The following is a 25,592-nucleotide window of genomic DNA, read 5'->3' on the forward strand; positions in this document are numbered from 1 at the left end:
ACAGATCATGGAAGACAACAGCAAAAACCTCAAAAACGTTAAAACTATCTTGAAACTCACTTTCGGCCTTGTACCAATAGTAGCGGGCACCGATAAGTTCACCAATTTATTAACCGACTGGGCGCATTATCTAAACCCCTCACTTAAAGCGGCATTATCATTCAGCGATCATGGATTTATGATGATAGTTGGTGCAATTGAAATAATAGCAGGTATATTAGTATTGTTCGATCCTAAAAAAGGTGGTCTGCTGGTAAGTGCCTGGCTGGTACTCATCGCGTTAAGCCTGCTGGCCAGTGGAAACTATCTGGATGTAGCAGTACGCGATCTGGTAATGGCGATAGGTGCATTTTGCTTGTCAAAGCTATCGGGCGTTAACGATTTAAAACAAACAACATAATGGAAAAGCACATTGTAAAGGTTTTGCAAACCAATTTTGTAACCCATAACGTTAAACATTTTGTAATTGAAAAACCTGCCGGATACACTTTTGTATCCGGCCAGGCTACTGATGTTTCGATCAATAGGCCCGGTCTAGAGGACGAATTGCGCCCCTTTACCTTTACCTCGCTTAACCATTGGGACAACCTTGAATTTACCATCAAGATATATACCGACCATGATGGTGTAACCAATAAACTGCTCAGCGTAAATGCCGGAGATGAACTCATTATCCACGAAGTATTTGGCGCCATCGAGTTTAAAGAGCCCGGGTTATTTATTGCCGGCGGGGCAGGGGTAACGCCTTTTATCTCAATATTACGACAGTTAAACGTTCAAAACAATTTAAAAGGCAGCATCTTGTTGTTCGCTAATCACACCGAAGCTGATATTATATTACACCACGAACTAAGTGTAATGCTTGGCGATAATTTAATCAATGTGATCAGTCATCCTAATGATGGTACGAAAGGGGAGATCATTAACAAAGCCATGCTTTCCAGGTATGTAAACAAAGAAACAGCCAATTATTACGTTTGCGGCCCGGATCAGTTTATCGAACAAATGATAAACGACCTGAAAGAATTAGGTGTAAAAGAAGATCAGATAATTTACGAGCACTAACAAGCCGTGTAATATTCTTCCTTTTCGGTAGTATGGATCCGGATAACACCCGAGAGTGCAAGGTTAACAATAATGCGCTGCGCTCCGCGGCGGGTCATTTTTAGCAGCTGGCAGTATTCTTTAATATTGATACGTTCGTTAGTGTCAAGGTATTCAAGCAGGGCTTTTTCTTTGGTCGAATATTCAATCAGCACACCTTCATCCTGTACCGATCGTTTCAGCACGTCCACCACAATTTTACTGGCAAGTACGCTTTTATCCTTTACGCGGATGTATACCCACCATTTGCCGTCTTCGGCAAGGGCGTAGTGTGGTTTTTCGGGGCTGGGCGGAATATCTACCACCAAAACCAACTTATCATCTACATAAATTTCTTCAAAAACGGGTTCAAGGGCGGGTCGGGCAAACAAATGCGCAGCACGCGTGATCATATAACGCTCTTCGTCTTCTGATTTTACACCCTTTATGGTACCATCATCATAAACACCAATCAATAAGCGGCCGCCTTTATTATTGGCAAATGACACCATGGTACGTGCGATCTTTTCGCAGCTGGTAATGGTTTTCTTAAAATCCAGAGATACACTTTCTCCCTCCGAAATCAATTTTTTGATGTTCATTTTCTCCCTCCATTTATTGTTGATCAATGGTTTGATAAGGTTGATAGATCTGCATCCATAGTTCCGGCTTATCTATCGGTGTAAAACCAAATTGTGCGTAAAGTTCATGCGCATCACGTGTTGCCAAACTCCATCTGCGCACCCCATCAAAAGCCGGGTATTGCGTAATGGTTTGTACGAGCCATTTTGACAAGCCCAATTTGCGGTATTCGGGCAATATAAATACGTCGGCCAAATAGGCAAAAGTAGCCTGGTCGGTAATAACCCGTGCAAAACCTGCCTGTTTTTTATCGTGGTAAACACCAAAACAAATGGAATGTTCAATGGCTCTTTTTAACCGGTCGGCCGGGATGCCCTTGGCCCAGTATGATTCCTGACCGAGATAATGATAGATAACATTAAAGTCGAGCAGGTTTTTATCGGTTGATATCAGGAAGCCTTTTGCAGTAAAATGGCTATCGTTCACTATTACGGAAGACATGGTAGGGTGCATTACTATTGCTAAGTTAACGATACTGCCTTATAAAGGTTATCTAAATAGCAAAACAACTTATTAACAAATTAAATTTAACCAACATTAATAAGCGATGGTGCTCTTTTCGTCGGTATATAAATTACGTACATAAACCTCATTTATTATGGATACGCAATGCTGGCCGTTCTTATCGTACATCTCAACCGGGAAGGCTTTGACAAATTTGCCTACAGTTTTCAGGATATGCTCGGCTTCGGCAATTTCTTCTTCGCTGATGCTTATCTTAAAATATAAATTAGTACGGCCGGGTTTTAAATATTGTATCTGTGCCGATTTTAGCCACACCCGCACCTTAAATCCGCGACGCTGTAATATCTGGTCGAACAGCAATGCATAAAACGGGTCGGCAGCAGCGAAAATTGTACCGCCAAAAATGGACGCATTATAGTTTTTGTTCAAAAAGCTTTTGCTCACCTTAACCTCAACACTGGTAAAGCCCTTGCCAAATTTTTGTACCCAAATGCGTTGCGACAGCAATGGAGGGTATAAACGCATAACCCATTTTAAAACTCTTTCGGATATTACCATTGGTAAATGTGCAGATTACTAATGCGCAAATATATGGATGTGCAAATGAGTAAATGTGCAGATATGCAAATTATGATACTGATAAGATATAATGCAAATCAATTTACATCAAAAACTCACGTTCCAGATCTGCACCAGTTTGTCATCACTAACAGAAGCCAGTTTTCTTCCCTCATCAAACCAAGCCAGTTTATTAATTGACAGGCGATGTATTGGGTAACCCTTTTCGCGGCTGATATTTTTATACAGTTTAAAGTCGTCGCTACCCCATAGCTTAATGCTTTTATCCATGCTGGCGGTTGCAAAGTAAGGTTCGGTAGGGTGGAAGGCAATATGATTAACGGCAAATAAATGCGCCGGGATATTTTTGATCTCGTTGTAAGTCACACTATCCCATACTTTAACCTGCGCATCGCGCGCGCCCGATACCAGGTAAGTGCCATCGGGCGAGTAAGCTAATGCAAACACCGCCATGCTATGCCCGGGTACAACTTTTATTAAACTATAATCTTCGGCATCATACACCCTGATCATGTTATCGCGGCAGCCAAAGGCTATTTGTTTTTCATCGGGCGAGATGGCAATGGCTCTCACGGTATCATGCGATACTTTGATGCTGTGCAAAAAACTTAGATCGTTTAGGTTCCAGATCGAAACGGTGCCATCTTCGGATGCGATCAATAACTCGTTTTTGCTTTTCAACGATTTAATATCAAATATCGGTTTTAAATGATGCTTTAACGATGGCAGTAGCTGTTGCTTTATAAAATCGAACACAAGCACCTCACCGCTGCGCAAGCCTGTAAACAGCAAGGGGAAATTAACCGTACCATGTATGGCATAAACCGACGCCCTTACCGGGAACATCACTTTGATAAACGAATTATCCTTCAGGTTCCACTCAACCACACCCTTGTCATTACCGCCGGTAAACAAAATACCCGGTTTCTGCGAAAGCTCCAGTGTAAATATTGGATTAGTGTGCCCCGATAGCTCGGCTATTTTTTCGACGGTTATCATTGGTTCATAGTTGATGGTTCATAGATCATAGCCATTTTGGTGCAAAAGTACTGTTAATATCATAATCTAAAACCATGAACTATTTGCTAAATTCATAATCCCACACAGCTTTGGCTATCCGTGCCATTACATCTTCGCGGGTCGGCAAATCGGTGGTGGCATTGCTTACAAATATAGCTATGGCAAGGTGCTTTCCGTTTGGTAAGGTAATTATCCCCACATCATTGGTTGCTGCGGTAATGCCCTGGTCGTTAGTGCCCGAGCGGCCGGTTTTATGAGCTACGATAGTCCCGGCAGGTAGTAAACCCTTTATTTGCTTTGGCCCGGTACGGGTTTCCTGCATGATCTTCCACAGGTAAGCATGGCTCTCTTTTGATAAAAAGTTTGGCTTATTGGCAATATCCAGCAGTCGTACCATTTCAAAAGGCGTTGTCCAGTTGGTAAATTGAACATCCCAGCCTTGTGCCATTTGATATTCTGTGGCCTTTACCGCTATTTGCTTTACGCCGAAACTATGCATATAATTTTCAACGTGTGGAGTTCCGCCAATCTCTTTCAATAGAATATCGCAGGCGTTATTATCGCTTAACGATACCATATAGCTTAACAGCTCACGAATCGATATATCGATATTTCCTCCCGGAAATTTATCACGCAGTGGACTATAAGTATCTGGTTTCAGATCAACTTTTTCAACGTGCACCTTTTCATCCAAAGTAAAACGGCCTTCATCAATATCATTCAAAACTGTGATCGCTATCGGGAATTTCATAACGCTTTGCATAGGCAAATGCAGGCGGCCATTGTATGATACAGTGTCACGGGTTTCAATATTCATCATGCAGACACCTACGGTTCCTTTAGCGTCCTGAGCTATGTTTGCGATAATATTCCGCAGCGAATCAGTCTGATGAGCATAGCTAACTGAGGTGAAGGCAAAAATTAAGAATAGGATAGAAGCGAACTTGGTTCTCATAATAAAACTATGGACTATCGACCATTGGCTATGGACTGCTATTTATGCCTCGACTCCAGATTTTTAGCTATCGTTTCCAGGTTTAAATTCTTCTCGCGCAGTAAAACCAGCAGGTGAAACACCAGGTCGCTTGCCTCGTTGATCAGGTCGGCTTCTGTTTCGGCTAAAGCAGCTATCACAGTTTCAACACCCTCTTCGCCAACCTTTTGTGCTATTTTATTTAAACCTTTACTACGGAGTTTGTTAACGTAGCTTCCTTCCTGCGGATCGGTGTACCGGTTGTTAATGATGTTTTGCAGCTCAAATATAAAGTTATGGTTATAACCGGTATTGAAGCAGCTGCGGGAGCCGGTGTGGCAGGTTGGCCCATCGGCTTTAACTTTAATTAAAAGGGTATCATTATCACAATCAAGAGCTATACTTTTTACATGTAAAAAGTTATTACTTGTTTCGCCTTTTGTCCACAAACGGTTTTTTGAACGCGAAAAAAAGGTAACAATACTTTCCCGAACAGTTTTGTCATAGGCTTCCTGGTTCATGTAACCCAGCATCAGCACTTCGAGTGTCTGCTCGTCCTGTATCACCACAGGCACTAAACCATCCGTTTTATTAAAGTCGATATTCATACTGTGTATTTTATTTACCCGTCATTGCGGGATTAATGGTACGCACCTCAATGCCTTTACTTTTCAATATATCTTTCAAATCCGGTATCAATATCTCACCATAGTGAAACACCGATGCAGCCAAAGCAGCGTCAACATTAGCCTGCTCAAATACATCAACAAAATGCTGAACAGAACCAGCACCGCCTGAAGCGATAACCGGGATATGAACGGCGTCATTAATGGTTTTCAAAAAGCTGCAATCAAAGCCGGTCTTTGTACCGTCATGATCCATCGACGTAAGCAGTATCTCGCCCGCGCCACGGCTTTCGGCTTCCAGTATCCAGTCAAAGGTTTCTTTTTCTGTCGGGATGCGGCCACCATTCAGGTGGACAATGTTTTTGCCCTCGCTGTGGCGGGTATCCACCGCTACAACCACAAATTGTACACCAAAGGCTTTGGCCAGTTCGTCAATTAAAGCAGGGTTACGTACTGCTGCTGAGTTGATGGAGATCTTATCGGCACCGGCATTTAACAGTGCGTCAGCATCGGCAATTTCGTTAATACCGCCCCCGATAGTAAAAGGGATATTGATATTTCGGGCAACGGATTTCACCAGTTCCACCATCGTTTTACGACGCTCGTGTGTAGCCGTAATGTCCAGGAAAACCAGTTCATCAGCGCCCTGTTGTGAGTATTGCCAGGCCAGTTCAACAGGGTCGCCGGCATCCCGCAGGTCGACAAAGTTAACGCCTTTTACCGTACGTCCGTCTTTAACATCAAGACAAGGGATGATTCTTTTAGCGAGCATAATTTTACTCCGCGTTATTACCAGGAACGAAGCAATCTCTATGCTATACAGGTCCGATTGAATTTGTCGATTGTCCTAAATAGAGATTGCTTCGCTATCGCTCGCAATGACGGTTTATATTGATATTAAAGATTCCAGGTTCCAGTTTTTGATCTCTTCGATACTGATCTTGTTTTCGTAAATAGCTTTACCTACCACACACGATTCTACTTTAATTTTCGACAGGTCTTCGATATCTTTCATCGAACTTACACCGCCCGAAGCGATCAGTTTAATGAAAGGAGAGTGGTCAAGCAGTTTTTCGTATAGCTCAATGCCTGCGCCGCCTAATTTGCCGTCTTTATTAATATCGGTACACAAAAAGCGGAAAAAACCGAGGTTAAGGCATTTGTCAACATAGTCCATCAGTTTGATGGGTGAGCTTTCCATCCATCCGGAATATTTGATCACCTCGTCCAACACGTCGATCGCCACAACAACCCGATCTGAACATCTCGAGCTTCCGCAGATGGATTTACTCAGTTCGTGTAAAAAGTTTGGATTGGTAATGGCCTGTGTGCCAACGATAACGCGGTGGATGCCTGCATCTATCAGTTCTTTAACCTTATCAATACTCCGCACGCCGCCGCCATATTGTACTTTCATGTCGGTTTTACGGATAATATTGAACAGATATTCCTGGTTGCTAAAATCGCTCTTCGCACCATTCAGATCGATAATGTGGATATATTGGGTGCCTTGCGACTGGTATTTCTCGATCATTTCTTCGAGCGTAACTTCATATTGGGTTACTTGCTCGTAATCACCCTCACGTAGTCTTACTACTTTTTTGTCAAGGATGTCAATTGCGGGAATTATGTACATTGCAGTTGTTTAAAGGTTTGCAAAGTTAGTTAAAAGATTCTCTCCAAACGTGCCCGATTTTTCAGGGTGAAATTGCACGCCGTAAAAATTGTCTTTAGTGATAGAAGCCGAAAATTTCAAACTATAATCTGTTGATGCTAAACTATATAAAGGATTGTGTTCAATAAAATATGAATGCACAAAATAAAAATGCGAGCCATCCGGGATGTTTTTGAACAGCGGGTTTTCCTTGTCGGGATAAACGCGGTTCCAACCGGTATGCGGCACCTTATATTCGGCGCTGTCAGCAAAGCGCAGGGTTTTTACGGGTATAATGTCTAAAAGGTTAGAATCACCTTCTTCAGAGTAAGCAGTCAGCAACTGCATCCCCACACAAATGCCAAGTGTAGGCTTTTTTAACGCTTTAATGGCCGGTACCAAACCAGTACTTTCCAATTTGGCCATAGCCGCGCCCGCATGCCCCACACCAGGAATAATATAACGGTCGTATTGCTCAAAATCATCTTCGGTACGGATCATGCCGTAGGCAATGCCCAGCCTGTCTAAAGCCGAAGTGAGTGAAAATATATTGCCTGCGCCGTAATAAACTGTGCCTATCATTTGTTTTTGATGAAAGATTAAGGAGCAAGGAACAATGATCAATGCTTTCCTATAATTTTATGTCTTTGTTCTTTAAATCCTTGCTCTTTGTTCTAGAGAACTCCTTTAGTTGAAGGTAACACCATATTATTTACATCGCGCCTAACGGCCATTTTTATGGCTTTGGCAAATGCTTTAAATATGGCTTCGATTTTATGGTGTTCGTTTTGCCCTTCAGCCTTGATGTTCAGGTTGCATTTTGCCGCGTCGCTAAACGATTTGAAGAAATGGTGAAACATTTCCGTAGGCATTTCGCCTATTTTTTCACGTTTAAATTCGGCATCCCAAACCAGCCAGTTGCGGCCGCCAAAATCAAGCGCAACCTGTGCCAGGCAATCATCCATCGGCAAACAAAAACCGTAACGTTCAATGCCGCGTTTGTTGCCCAGGGCGGTTAAAAAAGCTTCGCCTAAAGCTAAACCGGTATCTTCAATGGTGTGGTGCTCATCAATATGCAAATCGCCTTTAGTGGTTATTTCCATATCTATGCTGCCATGACGCGCTATTTGATCGAGCATATGATCAAAAAAATGCAAACCGGTGCTCACCTTCGCATCGCCTTTGCCATCAAGGTTTAGTTTGATCAGGATGTCGGTTTCTTTGGTCTCCCGGCGATGTTCGGTAACACGTTCGCCAAGCTTTAAAAACTCGTAGATCTTTTTCCAATCAGGGGTTTCAATAGCTACCACACTGCTTAATTCAGCTTTTTGCTGATCGGTAAACTCGTGGGTTCCTAAATCAGGATCATTATTTAGCCAGATAGCTTTACCGCCTAAATTCTTTGCCAGCAGCACATCATTCATACGGTCGCCAATTACAAACGAACCTGCAAGATCATAAATTGCAGCGTCAAAGTATTTTGTCAATAGCGCAGTACCAGGTTTGCGGGTAGGGGCATTGTCTTTGGCAAAAGTACGATCTATAATCATATCGCTAAACTCAACACCTTCATTTTTTAGTGTTTGAAGAATGAAGTTTTGTACCGGCCAAAAGGTATCTTCCGGAAACGAAGAAGTGCCCAAACCGTCCTGGTTGCTCACCATCACCAATTCAAAATCCAGTTCTTTGGCAATTTTAGGCAGATATTGTAAAGCTTCGGGATAAAAAACCAGTTTGGCGAACGAGTCGATCTGTTCGTCGGCCGGTTCTTTGATCAACGTGCCATCACGATCTATAAAAAGTATGCGTTTCAGTTTGTTCACAGGGATACTAAATTAAGCTTTTAAATTTAAGTTCTCGAGTTGTTCAACCAGTACAGTGTTCTCTTCGGGCGTACCAACGGTTACACGCAGGCAGCCTTCGCAAAGTTCAACTTTCGAGCGGTCGCGTACAATGATGCCCTGGCCAACCAGATGATTGTATATGCCTTTGGCATCGGTGGTTTTTACCAGGATGAAGTTGGCGTCGGATGGGTAAATATCCAGCACAAAGTCAAACTCTTTTAAGGCTAAAACCAGTTTATCACGCTCGATCAAAGTTTGTTTGATCCATTCGTTCACCTGGTCGACATTCTGCAAAGCTTTTAACACCAACTGCTGTGTAGCTTCATTAATATTATATGGTGGCTTCACGCGGTTCATCACCTCAATGATCTCTTCGCTGGCAAAAGCCATACCCAAACGTAAACCAGCCAGACCCCAGGCTTTTGATAAGGTTTGCAGCACCACCAGGTTGCCATATTCAGTTAACTCCTGTATAAAGGTTTTTTGGCGGCTATAATTGATATAAGCCTCATCCACCACCACAATACCGTTAAAATTGGCTAACAGTGTTTCCACATCGGCGCGGTTAATTGAATTACCGGTTGGATTGTTAGGCGAACAGATAAAGATCATTTTAGTGCGCTCATCTATCGCTTCGGCAATACCTTCGAGGTTAAGCTGATAGTCGGCAGTAAGGTGAACCTTGCGCGCCTCAACATCATTAATATTGGCCGATACCTGGTACATGCCGTAAGTAGGCGGCACAATAATTACGTTATCCACACCAGGGTTGCAAAAGCTGCGGAACAGAATATCGATAGCCTCATCGCTGCCATTACCTAAAAATATGTTGCGGATAGGTACGCCTTTGATCTCCATCAGGCGTTTTTTAACGTTGTATTGCACTGGGTCCGGGTAGCGGTTGTATTGTTCGTCAAGCGGCGAGCCGAATGCGTTTTCGTTGGCATCCAGGTATACGCTGGCCTCGCCCTGAAACTCATCGCGTGCAGATGAATAGGGGGTGAGGTTTTTGATGTTTTCTCGTAGTATGTTATTTAAACTAAACATGTTCAATTTTTTAAAATGATGAAGTAAATCTCCAGGTCTGGCTTACATTCAGTTCGAACAGTATGCTGTCGCCTCTCTTGTTTTTATGAGGTGATGCGTAATGTCCGCTATCGTCTGTATCAAGGTCATCATCCAATAAATAATGACTTTTGGTTTGATTTGTCGATGGATCAAATTGTGCCGCAAACACCTTCATCGTTGCGTTATTACCTTTATCGATCAGTTGCCAGAAATAAATTTTACCATCTATAGCTTGCGGCGAAGAAAAGTAATTATCAAAGTGCTTTACTATACTGGCAAATTTGACCGTTTGGTTATTCGTGTTTAAGATATAGTTGCCTGTTTCAAGCACAAATTCGCCGGAATTGTCGGGAGTACCTGCATGTAATAACTGGTACAGGTAAACATGGTTGCTTACTTTTTGCATTTCAACTCCAAGGTCGATCGTGTCTGTCTTGTTTTCCCGCTTCACTATCGCATACAATCCTTCCATCGGCCCGTTGGTGTATCTACCGGTATCAATCACCATATAATCATCGTTCAATTGATATGGAGTTATAGCAGTATGCTTTTTAACAGCTTTTTTGATTGTATCGATACTGGTTTGGCTAACTATTGTTTGAGGTGTGTCAGTATATACAGGTTGTTTAACCGAGTGCGTGGTGCAACCGGCTATTACAAAAATCAACGCTATGAATAATGATGCTCTCAATTTGATTACTTATTCTTTTCAATTCTCACAGTAACCGCGTTTTTATGGGCGTGCAGCCCTTCTAACTCGGCTAAAATTTCTACGCTTGGCCCGATGTTCACAATACCATCTGGCGTGATATGCTGAAAAGTGATCTTTTTAACGAAGGAATCTACCGAAACACCTGAGTATGCCCTCGCATACGCGCTGGTTGGTAAAGTGTGGTTAGTTCCTGATGCATAATCGCCCACACTTTCGGGAGTTAAATTCCCTAAAAATACCGAACCTGCGTTCACAATATCGCCGGTGATCTGCTGCCAGTTTTCTGTTGCCAGGATCAGGTGTTCGGGAGCATAAAGGTTGCTGAAAGCCATAGCCTGTTTCAAATCATCTACCAAAACAGCGTAAGAGTTTTCGATAGCCTTACCGGCGATCTCTGCACGAGGCAATACCGGCAATTGTTTCTCCAAGGCTTCAATTGCACCATCAATAATCTTTTGTGAGGTAGCTACTAAAATCGATTGACTATCGGCACCGTGCTCAGCTTGCGCCAGCAAATCGGCAGCTATAAATTCAGGGTTTGAAGTTTTATCAGCTATCACCAACACTTCTGATGGGCCCGCCGGCATATCGATGGCGCAGGTGGTAGTTGATTGAATGATAGTTTTGGCCTTGGTTACAAACTGGTTGCCCGGCCCGAATATTTTATCAACAGACGGGATGGTTTTAGTACCGTAGGCCATTGCTGCAACCGCCTGAGCGCCTCCCGCAAGGTAAATTCTTTCAATCCCAAGCAATTGAGCAACATAAGCTATAAAGGCGTTTACCTTGCCGCTTTTTTGCGGCGGCGAGCAAACCACAATTTCTTTACAACCCGCAATTTGTGCCGGTATGCCCAGCATCAATAAGGTGCTCGGTAATACCGCGCTGCCACCCGGGATATATAACCCTACACGCTCAATAGCCCGTGTTTCGCGCCAGCAGGTAACACCGGGCATGGTTTCAATCTTATCTTCGGCTTTTAGCTGTGCAGCGTGGAATTTTTTGATGTTATTATATGCAGTCTGCAAAGCAGCTTTTTGCTCCGGTTGCAGTGCAGAGGCCAGTTCGGCTAAGTCTGCTTTATCCAGATACAGTTTTTGCAGGTCAACCTTATCAAACTTATACGCATAGTCCAACAAAGCATCATCGCCGTGTTTACGCACATTGGCAATGATCTCTTCAACTATGTTACGGATCTCATTCGCCGGGTCAACGTTGCGTTGAACCAGGTCTTTGAGTTCGCTGTTTGTAAGTTCGTTGTATTTGTATGTCTTCATAATGGTTGTGTGTCTCGTGTTGTGCGTTGTGTGTTTTTGAATTGACCCGCAACTCGCAACACATAACCCGCAACGCACCTAAACTATTATCTTCTCAATCGGCATTACCACAATGCCTTGTGCGCCGGCTTGTTTCAGTTTGCTTATTTTATCCCAAAAATCACGTTCGGGGATAACTGTATGCACTGCCACCCAATCATCCTCGGCCAATGGCACTACCGATGGGCTTTTTACGCCCGGAAGTAACGCAATAACCTGTGGTAAATTTGATTTGGCCACATTCAATACCACGTATTTGGTTTCTTTAGCGCGTAGTACTGATTGTATGCGTGCGATCAACTCTTCGATCAGATCCTGGTTTTCGATGTTTTTGTTACCGATCAGTATCGCTTCTGATGATATCACATCGGCAAAAGGTTTTAAACCGTTAGCTTTTAAAGTACCGCCGGTTGATACGATATCAAAAATGGCATCACTTAAACCCAAACCCGGCGATATCTCTACCGAACCGGATATCATCCGGATATCCGACTGAATATTGTTTTCTTTTAAAAACTTACCTAAAATAGCAGGGTATGATGTAGCTATAGCTTTCCCGCCAAGGTCGGCCAGGGTTTTAAAATCACTATTATTGGGTACGGCAATCTTTAGGGTACATTTACCAAAGCCCAGGCGTTGCAGGTAGTTTACATCAACCTCGGTCTCCTGGATCATGTTTTCGCCAACAATACCCAGGTCGGCAATACCGTCCTGTACGTATTCGGGTATATCATCATCGCGCAGGAACAATATCTCGAGCGGAAAATTTGATACCGGCGAGATCAGCGAGCTTTTGTAGTTATCAAAGCTTAAGCCGCAGTTTTTTAGTAATTCAACAGATTTTTCGTTCAAACGGCCCGATTTCTGGATCGCTATTTTCAGTGTTTTCACAAATATGTGGTGTTAAGGGTAGTAAAAGGGTAAACGGTTAAAAATTAAACATACGGACATTGCTATCGTTACTTGGTACGATGATGCAGATGCAGTTGATGTATGTTAATACCGTTCATATGTTTACTCGAGGTAAGTTGGGGCAAATATAGAGATATGTCGGGATTTACAAAATTATTTTGGTAGAGAAGCTATTATAATGATGATTTGGGCGTTCCCTATGGGCCGCGCTTTACGCTCATACTGCACAGGCCTTAACCACAGGGCCGGTATCCGCTGCAATCGCTAACGCAGTCTTTCCATTACAACTGATCCCTAACTTCCAGCAAAAAGCTTTTCAGGTTTTCGAGCGCGTTAATCACATTCTGGTTATCCTTACTTTCGTTCAGGTTTTGCTTTAAATGATCTTTAGCGCCTTGCAGGGTATAGCCCTTATCGTTGATCAGGTGGAAAATGATCTTGAGGTTCTCAATATCTTCCGGGGTAAAATAGCGGTTGCCTTTTTTGTTCTTTTTAGGCTGCAGAACGTCAAACTCTTTCTCGTAAAAGCGCAGCAGCGATTGATTGACATCAAACATGGCCGATACTTCGCCCATGGTATAGTACATTTTGGTTATGTCGCGTTCTTTGTAAGGCATGCACAAAGATATATCGGATTTCGGATTTTCGATTTCGGATTTGAAAAAAAACTATATTTAATCTGGATTAGTTTAATTCAGCAATCAAAAATCAAATAAATCCGAAATCCCACATCCGAAATCCGATATCAAAAAATATCTTTGCACTTTAATATAATACACCCATGACCGCATCCCAGATACGCCAGGCTTTTTTAGATTTTTTTGCTTCAAAAGGACACACCATAGTGCCATCGGCACCTATTGTTGTTAAAAACGACCCTACACTGATGTTTACCAACGCCGGTATGAACCAGTTTAAGGCAATATTTTTGGGTGAAGAAGCAGCTAAATCTCCACGCGTGGCTGATACCCAACGTTGTTTGCGTGTATCGGGCAAGCATAACGACCTGGAAGAAGTAGGTATAGATACCTATCACCATACCATGTTCGAGATGCTGGGCAACTGGAGCTTTGGCGATTACTTTAAAAAGGAAGCCATTGCCTGGAGCTGGGAGCTGCTTACTGAAGTTTATAAACTGGATAAAGACCGTCTGTACGTTTCCTATTTTGAAGGCGACGAAAAAGAAGGTTTACCTGCTGATACCGAAACGTTGGAGCTTTGGAAGCAATTTGTTGCCGATGACCATATCGTAAAAGGAAACAAAAAAGATAACTTTTGGGAAATGGGTGAAACCGGACCCTGCGGGCCTTGCACCGAAATACATTATGACAGTCGCCCGGATGAATATCGCCTGAAAGTAAGTGGCAAGGGTTTAGTAAATGGAGATAGTGATCAAGTTATCGAAATATGGAATAACGTTTTTATGCAATTTAACCGGTTGAAAGATGGGAGCTTACAGTCTCTACCTGCTCAGCATGTTGACACTGGGATGGGCTTTGAGCGTTTGGTGCGGGTGCTGCAAGGTAAGACATCTAATTACGATACTGATGTTTTTCAACCGTTAATCCAATTTATTGCTGAGAAAAGCGGTATAAAATATGGAGTAGAAGAGCGTGCATCTACAGGTAACTTAGTTGTTAATATGGCTACTGACGTTGCCATGCGTGTAATGGCCGATCATATTCGCGCTATTAGCTTTGCCATTGCTGATGGACAGTTGCCATCAAATAATAAAGCCGGTTATGTTATTCGCAGGATACTACGCCGCGCTGTTCGTTATTCTTACCAATATCTTAACTTTAAAGAACCATTCCTAAATCAACTGGTGCCCCTGTTAGCTTCGCAATTTGTTGGGGTATTCCCTGAGTTGGTTGAGCAGAAAGACTTTGTACAGAAAGTGGTTTTAGAAGAGGAAACTTCCTTTTTAAGAACGTTAGAACAAGGAATTAAGAAATTCAACGAAATAGACGCCCAGGTTATTGCCGGAGAACTGGCATTTGAACTATCAGATACTTACGGATTCCCAATCGATTTGACTGAGCTAATGGCTCGTGAGAAAGGTTTCTCTGTTGATTTGGAAGGTTACGAAACTGCCCTGCAACAACAAAAAAACCGCTCACGTTTAGCTACAACTGTTAACGCCGGTGATTGGATTACTCTCCGCGGCGGCGATACCCATTTTGTGGGTTATGACCAATGGATGGTTGAAGGCACCGAGATCATCAAATACCGTAAAGTTGTTGCCCAGGGTAAAGAGCAATATCATATTGTGCTAACCGAAACACCTTTCTATCCTGAAGGCGGCGGCCAGGTTGGTGATACCGGGCAATTAACAAGCGAGTGGTACAGCGAGCAAACCGGGCCTTTAGTATTTGATGTAAAAGATACCAGGAAAGAAAATGGCCTGATCATTCATATCTGCGAGTTGATGCCAACATGGACACCAGAGGGTGGAGAGAAACCAACAGTTCCGCCAAATCCGTTCCCTCGCCGTTATTCAGCCTATATTAACCAGGGGTTACGGATGTATACCAATGCCCATCACTCGGCAACACACTTGTTAAATGCTGCTTTGAGGCAAATATTAGGCGATCATGTGAGTCAGAAAGGTTCGCTGGTTACACCAGAGTACCTGCGTTTTGATTTTTCGCATTTCAGCAAAATAAGCGACGGCGACCTGGAAGGTATCGAACGCACCGTAAACTCAAAAATACGTGAATGCATCCCATTAAAAGAAGAGCGTAACGTACTTTATCGCGAGGCTATTGAGCGCGGCGTTACTGCTGCCTTTGGCGAAAAATATGGCGATTGGGTACGTGTGATCACTTTCGATTCGAACTTTAGCCAGGAGCTTTGTGGCGGTACGCATGTTAAAAACACCGGCGAGATCGGCTTCATAAAAATCATCTCCGAAAGCGCAGTAGCGGCAGGGGTTAGGCGTATAGAGGCCGTAGCAAGCGTTTTTGCGGAAAATTATGTTTCTGAGCAGCTTACTGCTTTAAAAAGCGCCAAAGAAGTACTTAAAAACCCTAAGGACCTGGCTAAAGCTGTTGCCGACCTGATGGAAGAAAACAGTAAACTAAAAAAGGAACAAGCTAAAGCCTTAATGCAAAAAGCAACAGGTTTAAAACAAACCATTGCTGATAAGGCGCAAAACATTAACGGCATTAATTTTATTGCCGAAATGGTAGAGCTGCCGAATACCGATGCAGTTAAAACTTTGGCTTATAGTATCAAAGATGTGGTATCCAACATGTTCCTGGTACTGGCTGCCGAAATTGAAGGCAAACCAAATCTCACGGTAATGCTGAGTGAAAACCTCGTGAAAGAAAAAGGCCTTGATGCCGGAAAAATCGTACGCGAACTGGCAAAAGAGATACAAGGCGGGGGCGGCGGTCAACCATTTTATGCAACGGCAGGAGGGAAGGACGCCGGCGGATTGCAAAGAGCATTAGACAAAGCTAAGGACTACATCCCTGCTTAAAACAAAAGCGCCCGATAACTACCGGGCGCTTTTTTTATCTGAAACGAATTTTATTAGTTACCATGTCCGTGGCCGTGGCCACCTTTATCATCATGACCTTTGTTATCATTGCCATGTTTTTGATCTTGCTGGTTACCGCGATTATCATTACCGTGATTTTTTTGGTCACCTCGGTTGTCATGTCCCTGATCCCTATGGTCGCCATGGTTGTCGCGGTTATCGTGATTATCATATTTTTTAGCCTGGCCCGGCGGCATGCCGTGCGGGTTGCCACCATGGCCATGGTAACGCTCGTCTTTTGAGTCGCGTATTACCACCTGGTGCCCACGATATCCCCGGTAACGGGCATATTGCACCCTGTCCTGGTTAAAGTTTAAATACGGCCGTGGCCTGTTTACAACTACTTTATATCCTGAATACAGGTCATAATTAGCATATCTTGGCGGTAAATTATTCGTATATACCCAGCGTCCGCCGTTCATATAAATAAACTGGTGGGTTGACACGCTGTAGTAACTTTCAATATCGGGCATGTAATAATAATCAGCCTGATCGTAACCCTCGGGTCCCCATACGGGTTGTGTGCCTATATTGAGATGGAAACTGATCTGTGCTTTTGTTGGCACTGTGGTACATAGCAGCAAAATACTGCTTACAATACCAACTAATAAACGCTTCTTCATGTTCTGTTTTGTTTAAGTATACTGCTCAAGATATTCAATTATAATGCCGCTTTATGTATTAAACATGTAGTAAAACCCCGCATCGATTTAAAAAAAAGAAATTTTATGTAAGTTTGGCAACGTTAATCCGTCTGATGGAGCAACGAGAACAGAGAATGACAAATACAACCCTTATTAACACCGATAAATATGAGTTAGTTGTAGGATTAGAGGTACATGCACAACTATCTACAGCAAGCAAAGCCTTCTCGTCCGATTCAGCTGCTTTTGGTTCAAAACCCAATACCCATATCAGCCCGGTTTCATTAGGTCACCCGGGTACTTTACCGCGCTTAAACAGCAAAGTGGTTGAGTATGCCATTAAAATGGGATTAGCCGTTGAAAGCAGGATAAATCTGCATAATCATTTTGCCCGTAAAAACTACTTTTACGCCGATCTGCCGAAAGGCTACCAGATAAGCCAGGATACCGAACCTATTTGTATAGGCGGCAACGTGGAAGTAAAACTAAAGAGCGGCGAAGTGAAAAAGATAGCCATCCACCATATTCATATGGAAGAAGATGCTGGTAAAAGTATGCACGATCAGCATGATACCGAATCGCTGATCGACCTAAACCGTGCGGGCGTACCGTTGCTGGAGATCGTATCAGAACCGGATATGCACAGCTCAGAAGAAGCCCACCAGTATTTAACCGAAATACGCCGTTTGTTGCGTTACCTGGATATTTGCGATGGCAATATGGAAGAGGGTAGTATGCGCTGCGATGCCAATATTTCGGTTCGGTTAAAAGGAACAGAGAAGTTGGGTAACCGTTGCGAGGTTAAAAATCTCAATTCCATCCGTAATGTACAGCGCGCTATTGAGCATGAGTTTTTACGCCAGATTGAGGTGATTGAAGCAGGAGGGGTGATAGACCAGAATACGCTTAATTTTGATGCTGATACCGGCGAAACATCAGTATTACGATCGAAAGAAATGGCTAACGATTACCGGTATTTTCCCGATCCCGACCTGCCGCCTGTGATCATAACAGAAGCCGAAGTACAGCGCATCCGCGAAAAAATGCCTGCTTTGCCAAAACAGCTTTACCATAAATATACCGGGCAGCTTGGCTTACCGGCGTATGATGCTTCGGTAATTACTGCTGATAAGGAGCTTGCCATTTATTTTGAAGAGCTGATAGGCCAAACCAGTTATTATAAAACTGCCGCAAACTGGATGATGGGTACCGTAAAATCATACTTAAACGAAAATAACCTGCAAATGAGCGAGTTTTCGTTAAGTCCGGCAAAACTGGCTGATATTATTCAACTGGTTGAAAGCGGCAAGGTAAGCAGTTCTGTGGCTGCGCAAAAAGTATTCCCGGAGTTGATCAAAAATCCGGGTAAAAGTGCCTTGCAAATTGCCGAAGAGCAAAACCTGGTTATCGATCAAAATTCATCCGACGTAGCCTCGTTTATTAAAGAGGCCCTGGCCAAACATCCCGATAAGGTGATAGAGTACCATAAAGGGAAAAAGGGCGTTTTGGGTTTGTTTATGGGTGAGATCATGAAAATATCGAAAGGAAAGATAGATCCTAAAAAAACAAACCAGTTATTAATTGAAGTATTAGAATCATCAAAATGAAAATAAAAACATTAACTCGTTTAGCGGGCTTTTTGTGTGCGATCGCATTCGTATCATCATGTAAGGATAATGATGCCTTTGTGCTTAAGGGGCAAATTGATAACCCGGGGAAACTGCATAGTGTTTACCTATTGCAGCCCGATACCGCCCTGAGCTATTCAATGGTAACAGTTGATTCGACAGTGATAAACGATGACCACAAATTTTCGTTTAAGCGACAGGCATTTTTTCCAACTTTTTATAAATTATTGATCGGCAGCCGTACCTATGATATTATTGCCAAAAACGGCGATGAAATATCGTTTAAGCTGGATGGTAAGGATACTACTTACAGCTACCAGGTGTCAGGATCGGATGATTCGGAAAATATGTATAGGCTCAACAAAATGAGCAATTACTTTTCGGCAATTACCACCAAACTTAGTGATGAGTATGGCGCCAAAACAAAGCTTGCCAAAAACAAAGCCGACTCGGATGCGCTGTATACCTTGTATTATCCAAAGTTTATCAAAAATATGGATAACTATGGTGCAAGGGCCTGGGCTTTTATCGATTCGAATAAAAACTCGCTTGCGGGCTTTATTGCATCAAAATCATTAGATAAATATAAATATGAGCAGCAGTTAGTTGCTTACGCGGATGAAATAAAAGATAAGTTTCCGGGTAATAAAGATGTACAAAGTTTTGTGAAAGCCATGGCTGCTGTAAAACCTGTTTCGGTTGGCCATACCGCGCCTGATTTTACTTTGTTCGATGCCGACAACAAACCGGTTAAATTATCAGACTATAAAGGCAAATATGTAATGCTCGATTTTTGGGCATCATGGTGTCAGCCTTGCCGCCAGGAAAACCCTAACGTGGTTAAGCAATATGCAGCATTTAAAGATAAGGGCCTTAACATATTGGGTATCACCTTAGATGAGGATCGCCAGGCATGGCAAAAAGCCATAGCTGCAGATAAGCTGACATGGCGCCACGCGGCTGAGTTTAAACGCTTTGAAGGGCCTACCGTAAAACAATTTAAAGTAGAGGCTATCCCTTCTAATTTTATTATCGACCCCAAAGGTATCATTATCGCTAAAAATATTACAGGTGTTGAACTTGAAGCTTTTTTGAACAAAACGTTTAATAAGCCTCAATAAAAAGTTAAGTTAATGTAAGCATTAACAATTTGTTAATATGTATTTAACCTTTTGCTATAATTAAGGTTATACATTTACACAAAAAATACACATGAGCAGTTCAAAACAAAAGATTCTGATTGTTGACGATGAGCCGGATATTTTGGAGTTGATAGAATACAATTTAAAGAAAGAAGGTTACCACGTATTTACTGCGCGCAACGGACAAGAAGCCGTTTCTGAGGCCAAAAAGGTACTTCCCGACCTGATCATACTGGATATTATGATGCCTAAGATGGATGGTATTGAGGCCTGCCGCATTATGCGCACTATGCCCGAATTTAAAAACACCTTTATGGTTTTTTTAACCGCCCGCAGCGAAGAATACTCTGAAATTGCCGGCTTTAACGTTGGTGCCGATGATTATATAGCGAAACCGATCAAACCCCGTGCATTGGTTAGCCGTATTAATGCAATATTAAGACGTAATTCGCCAACCGAAGAAGTATCGGATAACAAACTGGAAATTGGCGACCTGGTTATTGACCGCGAAGCTTACCTGGTTTTTCAGGGTGGCGAAAAGGTAGTTTTAGCGAAAAAAGAATTTGAATTATTATACCTGCTGGCCTCAAAACCAGGCAAAGTATATACCCGGGAGATCATTTTAAAGAACATCTGGGAAGATTCGGTAGTGGTTACCAACCGAACCATTGATGTGCATATCCGTAAATTACGCGAGAAACTGGGTGAAACTTATGTGTCTACCGTAAAAGGTGTAGGATATAAGTTTGAGCTACATTGATTTCGGATTTCGGATGTTCGATTTCGGATTTATTTAATTAAGAATAGTCGACTTAAATAAAAAGTCTTTCTGTGATATACAGGGAGACTTTTTTGTTTCTAAGCCGTTTGCCTGGCACAAATTCGAAATCCCAAATCCGATATCCGAAATATTACGATATTTGCAGCGAAATGAAGATACCCAAGTTCCAGGACCTGATATTGTTTGAAAACGATGATGTTATAGTAGTTAACAAGCCACCGTTCATAAGTTCGCTTGATGAGCGCGAAGGCGGTGAGATCAATATGCTGCGCCTGGCTAAAAACTACTGCGAAGACGCACAGATATGCCACCGGTTGGATAAAGAAACATCAGGCGCGTTAATTATTGCCAAAAATCCGGAAGCTTATCGCTATGTGTCCATCCAGTTTGAAAAGCGCCGGGTTAAAAAAGTATATCATGCCATTATTGAGGGCACACATGTTTTTGAAGACCTGCAGATAGATCTGCCGATATTAAATGCCGGCAAGGGTAACGTAACCATCAGCAGGCAGGAGGGTAAAAAGGCCGAAACGCATTTTCAATCCATCAAATATTTTAAACACTATACCCTGGTTGATTGCCGCCCGGTTACCGGCCGCATGCACCAGATCCGTATACACTTAGCCACACAACGCGCGTCGATAGCCGGGGATGAGATGTACAAAGGAAAGCCGGTATTTCTTTCGGAAATAAAACGCGGGTACCGTATTGGCAAAGACCAGGAAGAACTACCCATTATGAAGCGGTTTGCGCTGCACGCTTACGAGGTGAGTTTTAAAACCAACGAAGATACACCGGTAACCATACACGCGCCGTATCCAAAAGATTTTGAAACTTTATTGAAGTTGCTGGATAAGTTTGATAGCTAATATCAAACCAGAAAAAGCTCATCAATTTCAATCTTTTCGTGCAAGCTGATCTTGCTCAGGTCGAGCACGATCTGTCCGTCGCCATCGCGGTTAAAAACAGGCTTGAATTTGGCGCCCCAAACTATTTCATCGGCCTGGTAGGAGGTACGCGAGTGCACTGTTTGCGAGAAGGTATCATCAAAAGCCTTTAGTAAAACAGTGAAGTTAACTTCCGCTTTGAGCATCTCATCATAAGTAACGCCTTTTAGCGGGCTGTGCTCGTCAAGCGGGTGCACTACTGTCCAGTTTAAGCTGAGCAGACTTACCTTTTTACGTTCCAGATCCAGTTGTACAAACCGCCTGACAGGTTTGCCGTCAACATCTTCCACGTATGACAGGTTAAGCTCAACCTGCAGATCGATGAGCGAACTTCGGCGTTGATTGGCCAGCCTGAACATCAAACCTAAGCCATGTTCGCCGTAAGGTGCTACGATCATGTGTTTGCTGTAAACAATTTTGGCCGTCGGCCTCGAAAAACGCCCGTATAGTAAACCGGTAGCCAAGGCAAACAACAATAAACCCATCATGGATTCGAGCGCTGCAACGCTATTGGTAGGCACGCCGGATGGACTGATATGCCCGTAACCAACCGTAGATATAGTTTGAGCGGAGAAAAAGAACGCATCAAAAAATTGACTCATAGGAGTCTGGCCCTCTGATCCTATCAGATTATTTGCTCCGATAGCCAGATAAATACAGGTAAAAATCAGATTGATGATGATGTACCCGCTTAATACCAGCAGCCAGAATTTAGTCCAGCGCATGGTAATCAGCGTATGATAATTGTTTGAGGTATCAAAAAACGATAACCCCTTGCGTTTAACATTCACCGATCCGTCCTGGTTGATCAATCGTTGATTTTTAACAACCGCCTGAGTGCCAAAACCAAGATCGTTTTCGGGGTTAAATTTTACTTTCTTAAATCCCATGCTGTAAATATGAAGCTAATACCTGTAAATTTATCATAAAGCTTGTTTTTAGAAAAAACAATTTCCATATTTGTGCAGCAAAATGAAAAAAACAGGTTTAAATAACAATTGGTGGTGGCTTAACGAGTAATCGTAAGGCAATCCCTGTGTTTAAACTATGCTAAATATATTGAAAGGGTTGCCAATGGCAGCCCTTTTTTATTGTAATCCCAATAACCTTCCCTGAGGGTAGTAATTAGTGGAAGTTGAGAATTATAAGATGAAATCGATACTAAATCACCTTTTTGAGCACAAAACCTTTAGCAAGGATGAGTCGAAAACTATTTTGACCAACATTGCCCAGGGCAAATACAACAATTCGCAAATGGCAGCCTTTATGACGGCTTACTGTATGCGGAATATTACGGTTGACGAGCTGGAGGGCTTTCGCGACGCCATGCTTGAGCTTTGCCTGCCGGTAGACTTAGGCACCGATGAACTGATAGACCTTTGCGGTACCGGCGGCGATGGAAAGGACACTTTCAATATTTCAACCCTGGCATCGTTCGTGGTAGCCGGGGCAGGGTATAAGGTGGCTAAACATGGTAATTACGGTGTGTCGTCGGGGTGTGGCTCATCAAATGTGATGGAATACCTGGGTTACCAGTTTACCAGCGATATGGACAAATTAAAACGCAGCATTGATAAAGCAAATATTTGCTTTTTACATGCGCCGTTGTTCCACCCGGCTATGAAAACTGTTGCGCCTATACGTAAAGAGTTAGGTGTGAAAACCTTTTTCAATATGCTGGGGCCAATGGTTAATCCGGCAAAACCGAAGAACCAGATAGTAGGCGTATTTAGTTTGGAATTGGCAAGACTGTATGCTTACCTCTATCAAAAATCAGATAAAAACTATACCATACTGCACGCTTTGGAAGGTTATGATGAAGTATCATTAACCTGCGACTTTAAAACATTCGGTAAGGCAGGAGAGAAGATCAATTCGATCACTGATCTGGGTTTTAAAAAACTGCAGCCTGTTGAAATTGCAGGTGGTAATACCGTACCTGAGTCGGCTGATATTTTTATCAGTGTTTTGGTTGGCGAAGCAACCCCGGCCCAAACAAATGTGGTACTGTGCAACGCGGCCCTGGCCATACAAACGCTTAACGCGGATAAAAGCTTTGCCGATTGCTATTACGAAGCCGAGGAATCGCTGTTAAGTAAAAAGGCATTGATCAGCTTTAAAAATCTGACAAGTAATTAAGCAATGAAGATCAAGGTTTGTGGTATGACGGATATGAATAATGTTAAGCAATTAAAAGAGCTTAACCCGGATTATATCGGCTTTATTTTTTATCCTAAATCACCACGATTTGTTAAAAATGAAAATGCATTAAACGCAGTACCCAAAAACATTATAAAAACCGGTGTTTTTGTAGATCTATATGAAGGCAGGGTTGAGGAAATGATCCATCGTTACCATCTTGATGCTATACAATTACATGGGAATGAAAGCCCCGGATTTTGTGCTCACTTTAAAGGTAGCGTACAAGTTTTAAAAGCCTTTGGTGTGGACGAGAACTTTGTTTTCGATGTACTTGAACCTTACAAAGATTCCGTAGATTATTTTTTGTTCGATACTAAAACAGCGCAGCACGGCGGCTCGGGTAAAACTTTCAATTGGGATATCTTACAGAAATACAGCCTTAATGTGCCTTTCTTTTTAAGTGGTGGTTTAAGTATGGATAACCTGGCTGAAGTACAGGAACTTAAACATCCTATGTTTTACGGTGTTGATTTAAACAGCCGGTTTGAAACAGCCCCCGGTATAAAAAATATTGAGCTTTTAACAAAAGCATTTAACTTATTAAAACAAGCATGAAATACGGAGTTAACGATTTAGGTTACTATGGTGACTTTGGCGGAGCATATATTCCCGAAATGTTGTACCCCAACGTTGAAGAATTACGCCAGCAGTATATGGCCATTACTACCGATAAGAGCTTTATCGAAGAGTTCGATCAGCTTTTAAAAGACTATGTGGGCCGCCCGTCGCCGTTATATTTAGCCAAACGTTTTTCGGAGCGTTATGGCGCTAATATCTTTTTTAAGCGGGAAGATCTGAACCATACAGGCTCGCATAAAATAAACAATGCCATAGGGCAGATCTTACTGGCGCAACGGCTCGGTAAAAAACGCATTATTGCCGAAACAGGTGCCGGGCAGCATGGGGTAGCTACGGCTACGGTTTGTGCCTTAAAAGGTATTGAATGCGTGGTGTATATGGGCGAGATAGATATTGAGCGCCAGGCGCCAAACGTTGCCCGGATGAAGATGCTGGGTGCTACCGTAGTGCCTGCAACATCGGGCAGTAAAACGTTAAAGGACGCAACTAACGAAGCTATGCGCGACTGGATCAATAACCCGGTTGATACGCATTATATTATAGGCTCTGTAGTGGGGCCATATCCGTACCCCGAAATGGTGGCACGTTTCCAGTCTATCATATCGGCGGAAGCCAAAAGTCAGTTATTTGAACATACCGGTAAGCATTTGCCCGAATATGTAATGGCCTGTGTAGGCGGTGGCAGCAATGCTATGGGTATGTTTTATCACTTTTTGGATGATGAAAGTGTAAAGCTGGTAGCGGTTGAAGCAGCAGGTAAAGGCGTTGACAGCGGCCACTCGGCAGCGACATCGGTATTGGGGCGTGAAGGTATTTTGCACGGCAGCCGTACTATTTTAATGCAAACCGATGACGGGCAGGTTGTTGAACCTTACTCAATTTCGGCCGGGTTGGACTACCCGGGTATAGGTCCGCAGCACGCACATCTGCATAAAATTAAGCGCGCACAATATGTGAGCATTACAGACGATGAAGCTTTACAAGCAGGTTTATTGTGCTCTCAGTTAGAAGGCATTATCCCGGCTATTGAAACAGCACACGCCCTGGCACAGCTGGAAAAGATGAAATTTAACCCGGATGATAACGTGATCATTTGCCTTTCGGGAAGAGGGGATAAGGATTTGGCGACGTATATTGATTACTTTAATTTTTAAGATTTTTAGTCCATGGACCATAGTCCATAGACCATAGTTTTTTATTAATATATTTCCATGGACTATTGACCATGGAC

Annotated in this window: 27 protein-coding genes; 10 read left to right on the plus strand and 17 right to left on the minus strand. The window is 42.8% G+C overall.

The genetic code is table 11. The annotated features are described in order from the left end of the window. The first annotated feature begins 7 nt into the window (after positions 1-7). On the plus strand, positions 8-400 hold the full coding sequence (locus ACFGVR_RS18370; RefSeq protein ID WP_448698844.1) for a hypothetical protein: 393 nt from the start codon (positions 8-10) through the stop codon (positions 398-400). Then, on the plus strand, positions 400-1,065 hold the full coding sequence (locus ACFGVR_RS18375) for a flavodoxin reductase (RefSeq protein WP_448698846.1): 666 nt from the start codon (positions 400-402) through the stop codon (positions 1,063-1,065). Before ACFGVR_RS18370 ends, ACFGVR_RS18375 begins: the two co-directional genes overlap by 1 nt. Here ACFGVR_RS18375 and ACFGVR_RS18380 read toward each other — a convergent pair. From ACFGVR_RS18380 to ACFGVR_RS18450, 15 genes are all read right to left on the minus strand, one after another. Further along, positions 1,062-1,685 carry an AlbA family DNA-binding domain-containing protein gene (locus ACFGVR_RS18380; protein ID WP_448698847.1) on the minus strand — a complete coding sequence of 208 codons (624 nt, stop codon included), beginning with the start codon at positions 1,683-1,685 and terminating at the stop codon, positions 1,062-1,064. The genes ACFGVR_RS18375 and ACFGVR_RS18380 overlap by 4 nt on opposite strands. Before the next feature lie 13 nt (positions 1,686-1,698). Then, the gene (locus ACFGVR_RS18385) at positions 1,699-2,166 is read right to left on the minus strand and encodes a GNAT family N-acetyltransferase (RefSeq protein WP_448698849.1); all 468 of its coding nucleotides are present in this window, start codon (positions 2,164-2,166) and stop codon (positions 1,699-1,701) included. 96 nt (positions 2,167-2,262) lie between these two features. After that, positions 2,263-2,748, minus strand: a complete 486-nt coding sequence (locus ACFGVR_RS18390) for a DUF4442 domain-containing protein (protein WP_448698851.1) — start codon at positions 2,746-2,748, stop codon at positions 2,263-2,265. 108 nt (positions 2,749-2,856) lie between these two features. Further along, the gene (locus tag ACFGVR_RS18395; protein WP_448698852.1) at positions 2,857-3,768 is read right to left on the minus strand and encodes a WD40 repeat domain-containing protein; all 912 of its coding nucleotides are present in this window, start codon (positions 3,766-3,768) and stop codon (positions 2,857-2,859) included. Positions 3,769-3,847: 79 nt separating this feature from the next. Beyond that, a complete protein-coding gene (gene bla / locus ACFGVR_RS18400; RefSeq protein WP_448698853.1) occupies positions 3,848-4,744 on the minus strand; it encodes a class A beta-lactamase, subclass A2 in 897 nt (298 codons plus the stop codon). Between the two features lie 38 nt (positions 4,745-4,782). Beyond that, a complete protein-coding gene (gene hisIE, locus ACFGVR_RS18405; RefSeq protein ID WP_448698854.1) occupies positions 4,783-5,370 on the minus strand; it encodes a bifunctional phosphoribosyl-AMP cyclohydrolase/phosphoribosyl-ATP diphosphatase HisIE in 588 nt (195 codons plus the stop codon). A 10-nt stretch (positions 5,371-5,380) separates the two neighbouring features. Next, on the minus strand, positions 5,381-6,160 hold the full coding sequence (hisF, locus tag ACFGVR_RS18410) for an imidazole glycerol phosphate synthase subunit HisF (RefSeq protein ID WP_448698856.1): 780 nt from the start codon (positions 6,158-6,160) through the stop codon (positions 5,381-5,383). A 114-nt stretch (positions 6,161-6,274) separates the two neighbouring features. After that, positions 6,275-7,024 (minus strand): 1-(5-phosphoribosyl)-5-[(5-phosphoribosylamino)methylideneamino]imidazole-4-carboxamide isomerase, encoded by a 750-nt coding sequence (locus ACFGVR_RS18415; protein WP_448698857.1) that lies wholly within the window; start codon positions 7,022-7,024, stop codon positions 6,275-6,277. Positions 7,025-7,033: 9 nt separating this feature from the next. Further along, positions 7,034-7,624: an imidazole glycerol phosphate synthase subunit HisH gene (gene hisH, locus ACFGVR_RS18420; RefSeq protein ID WP_448698859.1), complete on the minus strand. Its 591-nt coding sequence runs from the start codon at positions 7,622-7,624 to the stop codon at positions 7,034-7,036. 92 nt (positions 7,625-7,716) lie between these two features. Further along, complete coding sequence (gene hisB / locus ACFGVR_RS18425) at positions 7,717-8,856, minus strand: bifunctional histidinol-phosphatase/imidazoleglycerol-phosphate dehydratase HisB (protein WP_448703045.1); 1,140 nt, start codon at positions 8,854-8,856, stop codon at positions 7,717-7,719. A 21-nt stretch (positions 8,857-8,877) separates the two neighbouring features. Then, positions 8,878-9,933 carry a histidinol-phosphate transaminase gene (gene hisC, locus ACFGVR_RS18430; RefSeq protein ID WP_448698861.1) on the minus strand — a complete coding sequence of 352 codons (1,056 nt, stop codon included), beginning with the start codon at positions 9,931-9,933 and terminating at the stop codon, positions 8,878-8,880. Between the two features lie 10 nt (positions 9,934-9,943). After that, positions 9,944-10,645, minus strand: a complete 702-nt coding sequence (locus tag ACFGVR_RS18435) for a hypothetical protein (RefSeq protein WP_448698863.1) — start codon at positions 10,643-10,645, stop codon at positions 9,944-9,946. 5 nt (positions 10,646-10,650) lie between these two features. Beyond that, positions 10,651-11,943, minus strand: coding sequence for a histidinol dehydrogenase (gene hisD, locus ACFGVR_RS18440; RefSeq protein ID WP_448698864.1), 1,293 nt, complete (start codon positions 11,941-11,943; stop codon positions 10,651-10,653). A gap of 78 nt (positions 11,944-12,021) precedes the next feature. Further along, positions 12,022-12,873 (minus strand): ATP phosphoribosyltransferase, encoded by an 852-nt coding sequence (hisG, locus tag ACFGVR_RS18445; protein WP_448698866.1) that lies wholly within the window; start codon positions 12,871-12,873, stop codon positions 12,022-12,024. A gap of 302 nt (positions 12,874-13,175) precedes the next feature. Continuing rightward, positions 13,176-13,511, minus strand: coding sequence for a MerR family transcriptional regulator (locus tag ACFGVR_RS18450; RefSeq protein WP_448698867.1), 336 nt, complete (start codon positions 13,509-13,511; stop codon positions 13,176-13,178). A 164-nt stretch (positions 13,512-13,675) separates the two neighbouring features. Between ACFGVR_RS18450 and alaS the strand changes: the two genes are divergently transcribed. Then, the gene (gene alaS / locus ACFGVR_RS18455) at positions 13,676-16,378 is read left to right on the plus strand and encodes an alanine--tRNA ligase (protein WP_448698868.1); all 2,703 of its coding nucleotides are present in this window, start codon (positions 13,676-13,678) and stop codon (positions 16,376-16,378) included. Between the two features lie 53 nt (positions 16,379-16,431). Here the strand turns inward: alaS and ACFGVR_RS18460 are convergent, their stop codons facing one another. Continuing rightward, positions 16,432-17,061, minus strand: a complete 630-nt coding sequence (locus tag ACFGVR_RS18460; RefSeq protein ID WP_448698869.1) for a hypothetical protein — start codon at positions 17,059-17,061, stop codon at positions 16,432-16,434. A 155-nt stretch (positions 17,062-17,216) separates the two neighbouring features. On the opposite strand from ACFGVR_RS18460, the gene gatB reads away from it, so the two are divergent. The 4 genes from gatB to ACFGVR_RS18480 all read left to right on the plus strand — a co-directional run bounded on the left by gatB (position 17,217) and on the right by ACFGVR_RS18480 (position 21,502). Continuing rightward, entirely contained in the window at positions 17,217-18,689 is a 1,473-nt protein-coding gene (gene gatB, locus ACFGVR_RS18465; RefSeq protein ID WP_448698870.1) for an Asp-tRNA(Asn)/Glu-tRNA(Gln) amidotransferase subunit GatB, read from the plus strand. Continuing rightward, entirely contained in the window at positions 18,686-19,831 is a 1,146-nt protein-coding gene (locus ACFGVR_RS18470; protein WP_448698871.1) for a redoxin domain-containing protein, read from the plus strand. Before gatB ends, ACFGVR_RS18470 begins: the two co-directional genes overlap by 4 nt. 91 nt (positions 19,832-19,922) lie before the next feature. Next, positions 19,923-20,612, plus strand: coding sequence for a response regulator transcription factor (locus ACFGVR_RS18475; protein WP_448698872.1), 690 nt, complete (start codon positions 19,923-19,925; stop codon positions 20,610-20,612). Between the two features lie 170 nt (positions 20,613-20,782). Further along, entirely contained in the window at positions 20,783-21,502 is a 720-nt protein-coding gene (locus tag ACFGVR_RS18480) for an RluA family pseudouridine synthase (protein ID WP_448698874.1), read from the plus strand. A gap of 2 nt (positions 21,503-21,504) precedes the next feature. On the opposite strand, the gene ACFGVR_RS18485 is transcribed toward ACFGVR_RS18480, so the two are convergent. Further along, on the minus strand, positions 21,505-22,470 hold the full coding sequence (locus tag ACFGVR_RS18485) for an ion channel (RefSeq protein ID WP_448698876.1): 966 nt from the start codon (positions 22,468-22,470) through the stop codon (positions 21,505-21,507). A gap of 259 nt (positions 22,471-22,729) precedes the next feature. On the opposite strand from ACFGVR_RS18485, the gene trpD reads away from it, so the two are divergent. Genes trpD through trpB form a run of 3 tightly spaced genes read left to right on the plus strand, consistent with a single transcriptional unit; the run spans position 22,730 to position 25,515 of the window. Further along, entirely contained in the window at positions 22,730-23,719 is a 990-nt protein-coding gene (gene trpD, locus ACFGVR_RS18490) for an anthranilate phosphoribosyltransferase (protein WP_448698878.1), read from the plus strand. Positions 23,720-23,722: 3 nt separating this feature from the next. Then, complete coding sequence (locus ACFGVR_RS18495) at positions 23,723-24,337, plus strand: phosphoribosylanthranilate isomerase (protein ID WP_448698880.1); 615 nt, start codon at positions 23,723-23,725, stop codon at positions 24,335-24,337. Next, positions 24,334-25,515: a tryptophan synthase subunit beta gene (trpB, locus tag ACFGVR_RS18500; RefSeq protein WP_448698882.1), complete on the plus strand. Its 1,182-nt coding sequence runs from the start codon at positions 24,334-24,336 to the stop codon at positions 25,513-25,515. Before ACFGVR_RS18495 ends, trpB begins: the two co-directional genes overlap by 4 nt. Positions 25,516-25,592 lie beyond the last annotated feature (77 nt).

This window comes from Mucilaginibacter aureus (assembly GCF_053514885.1).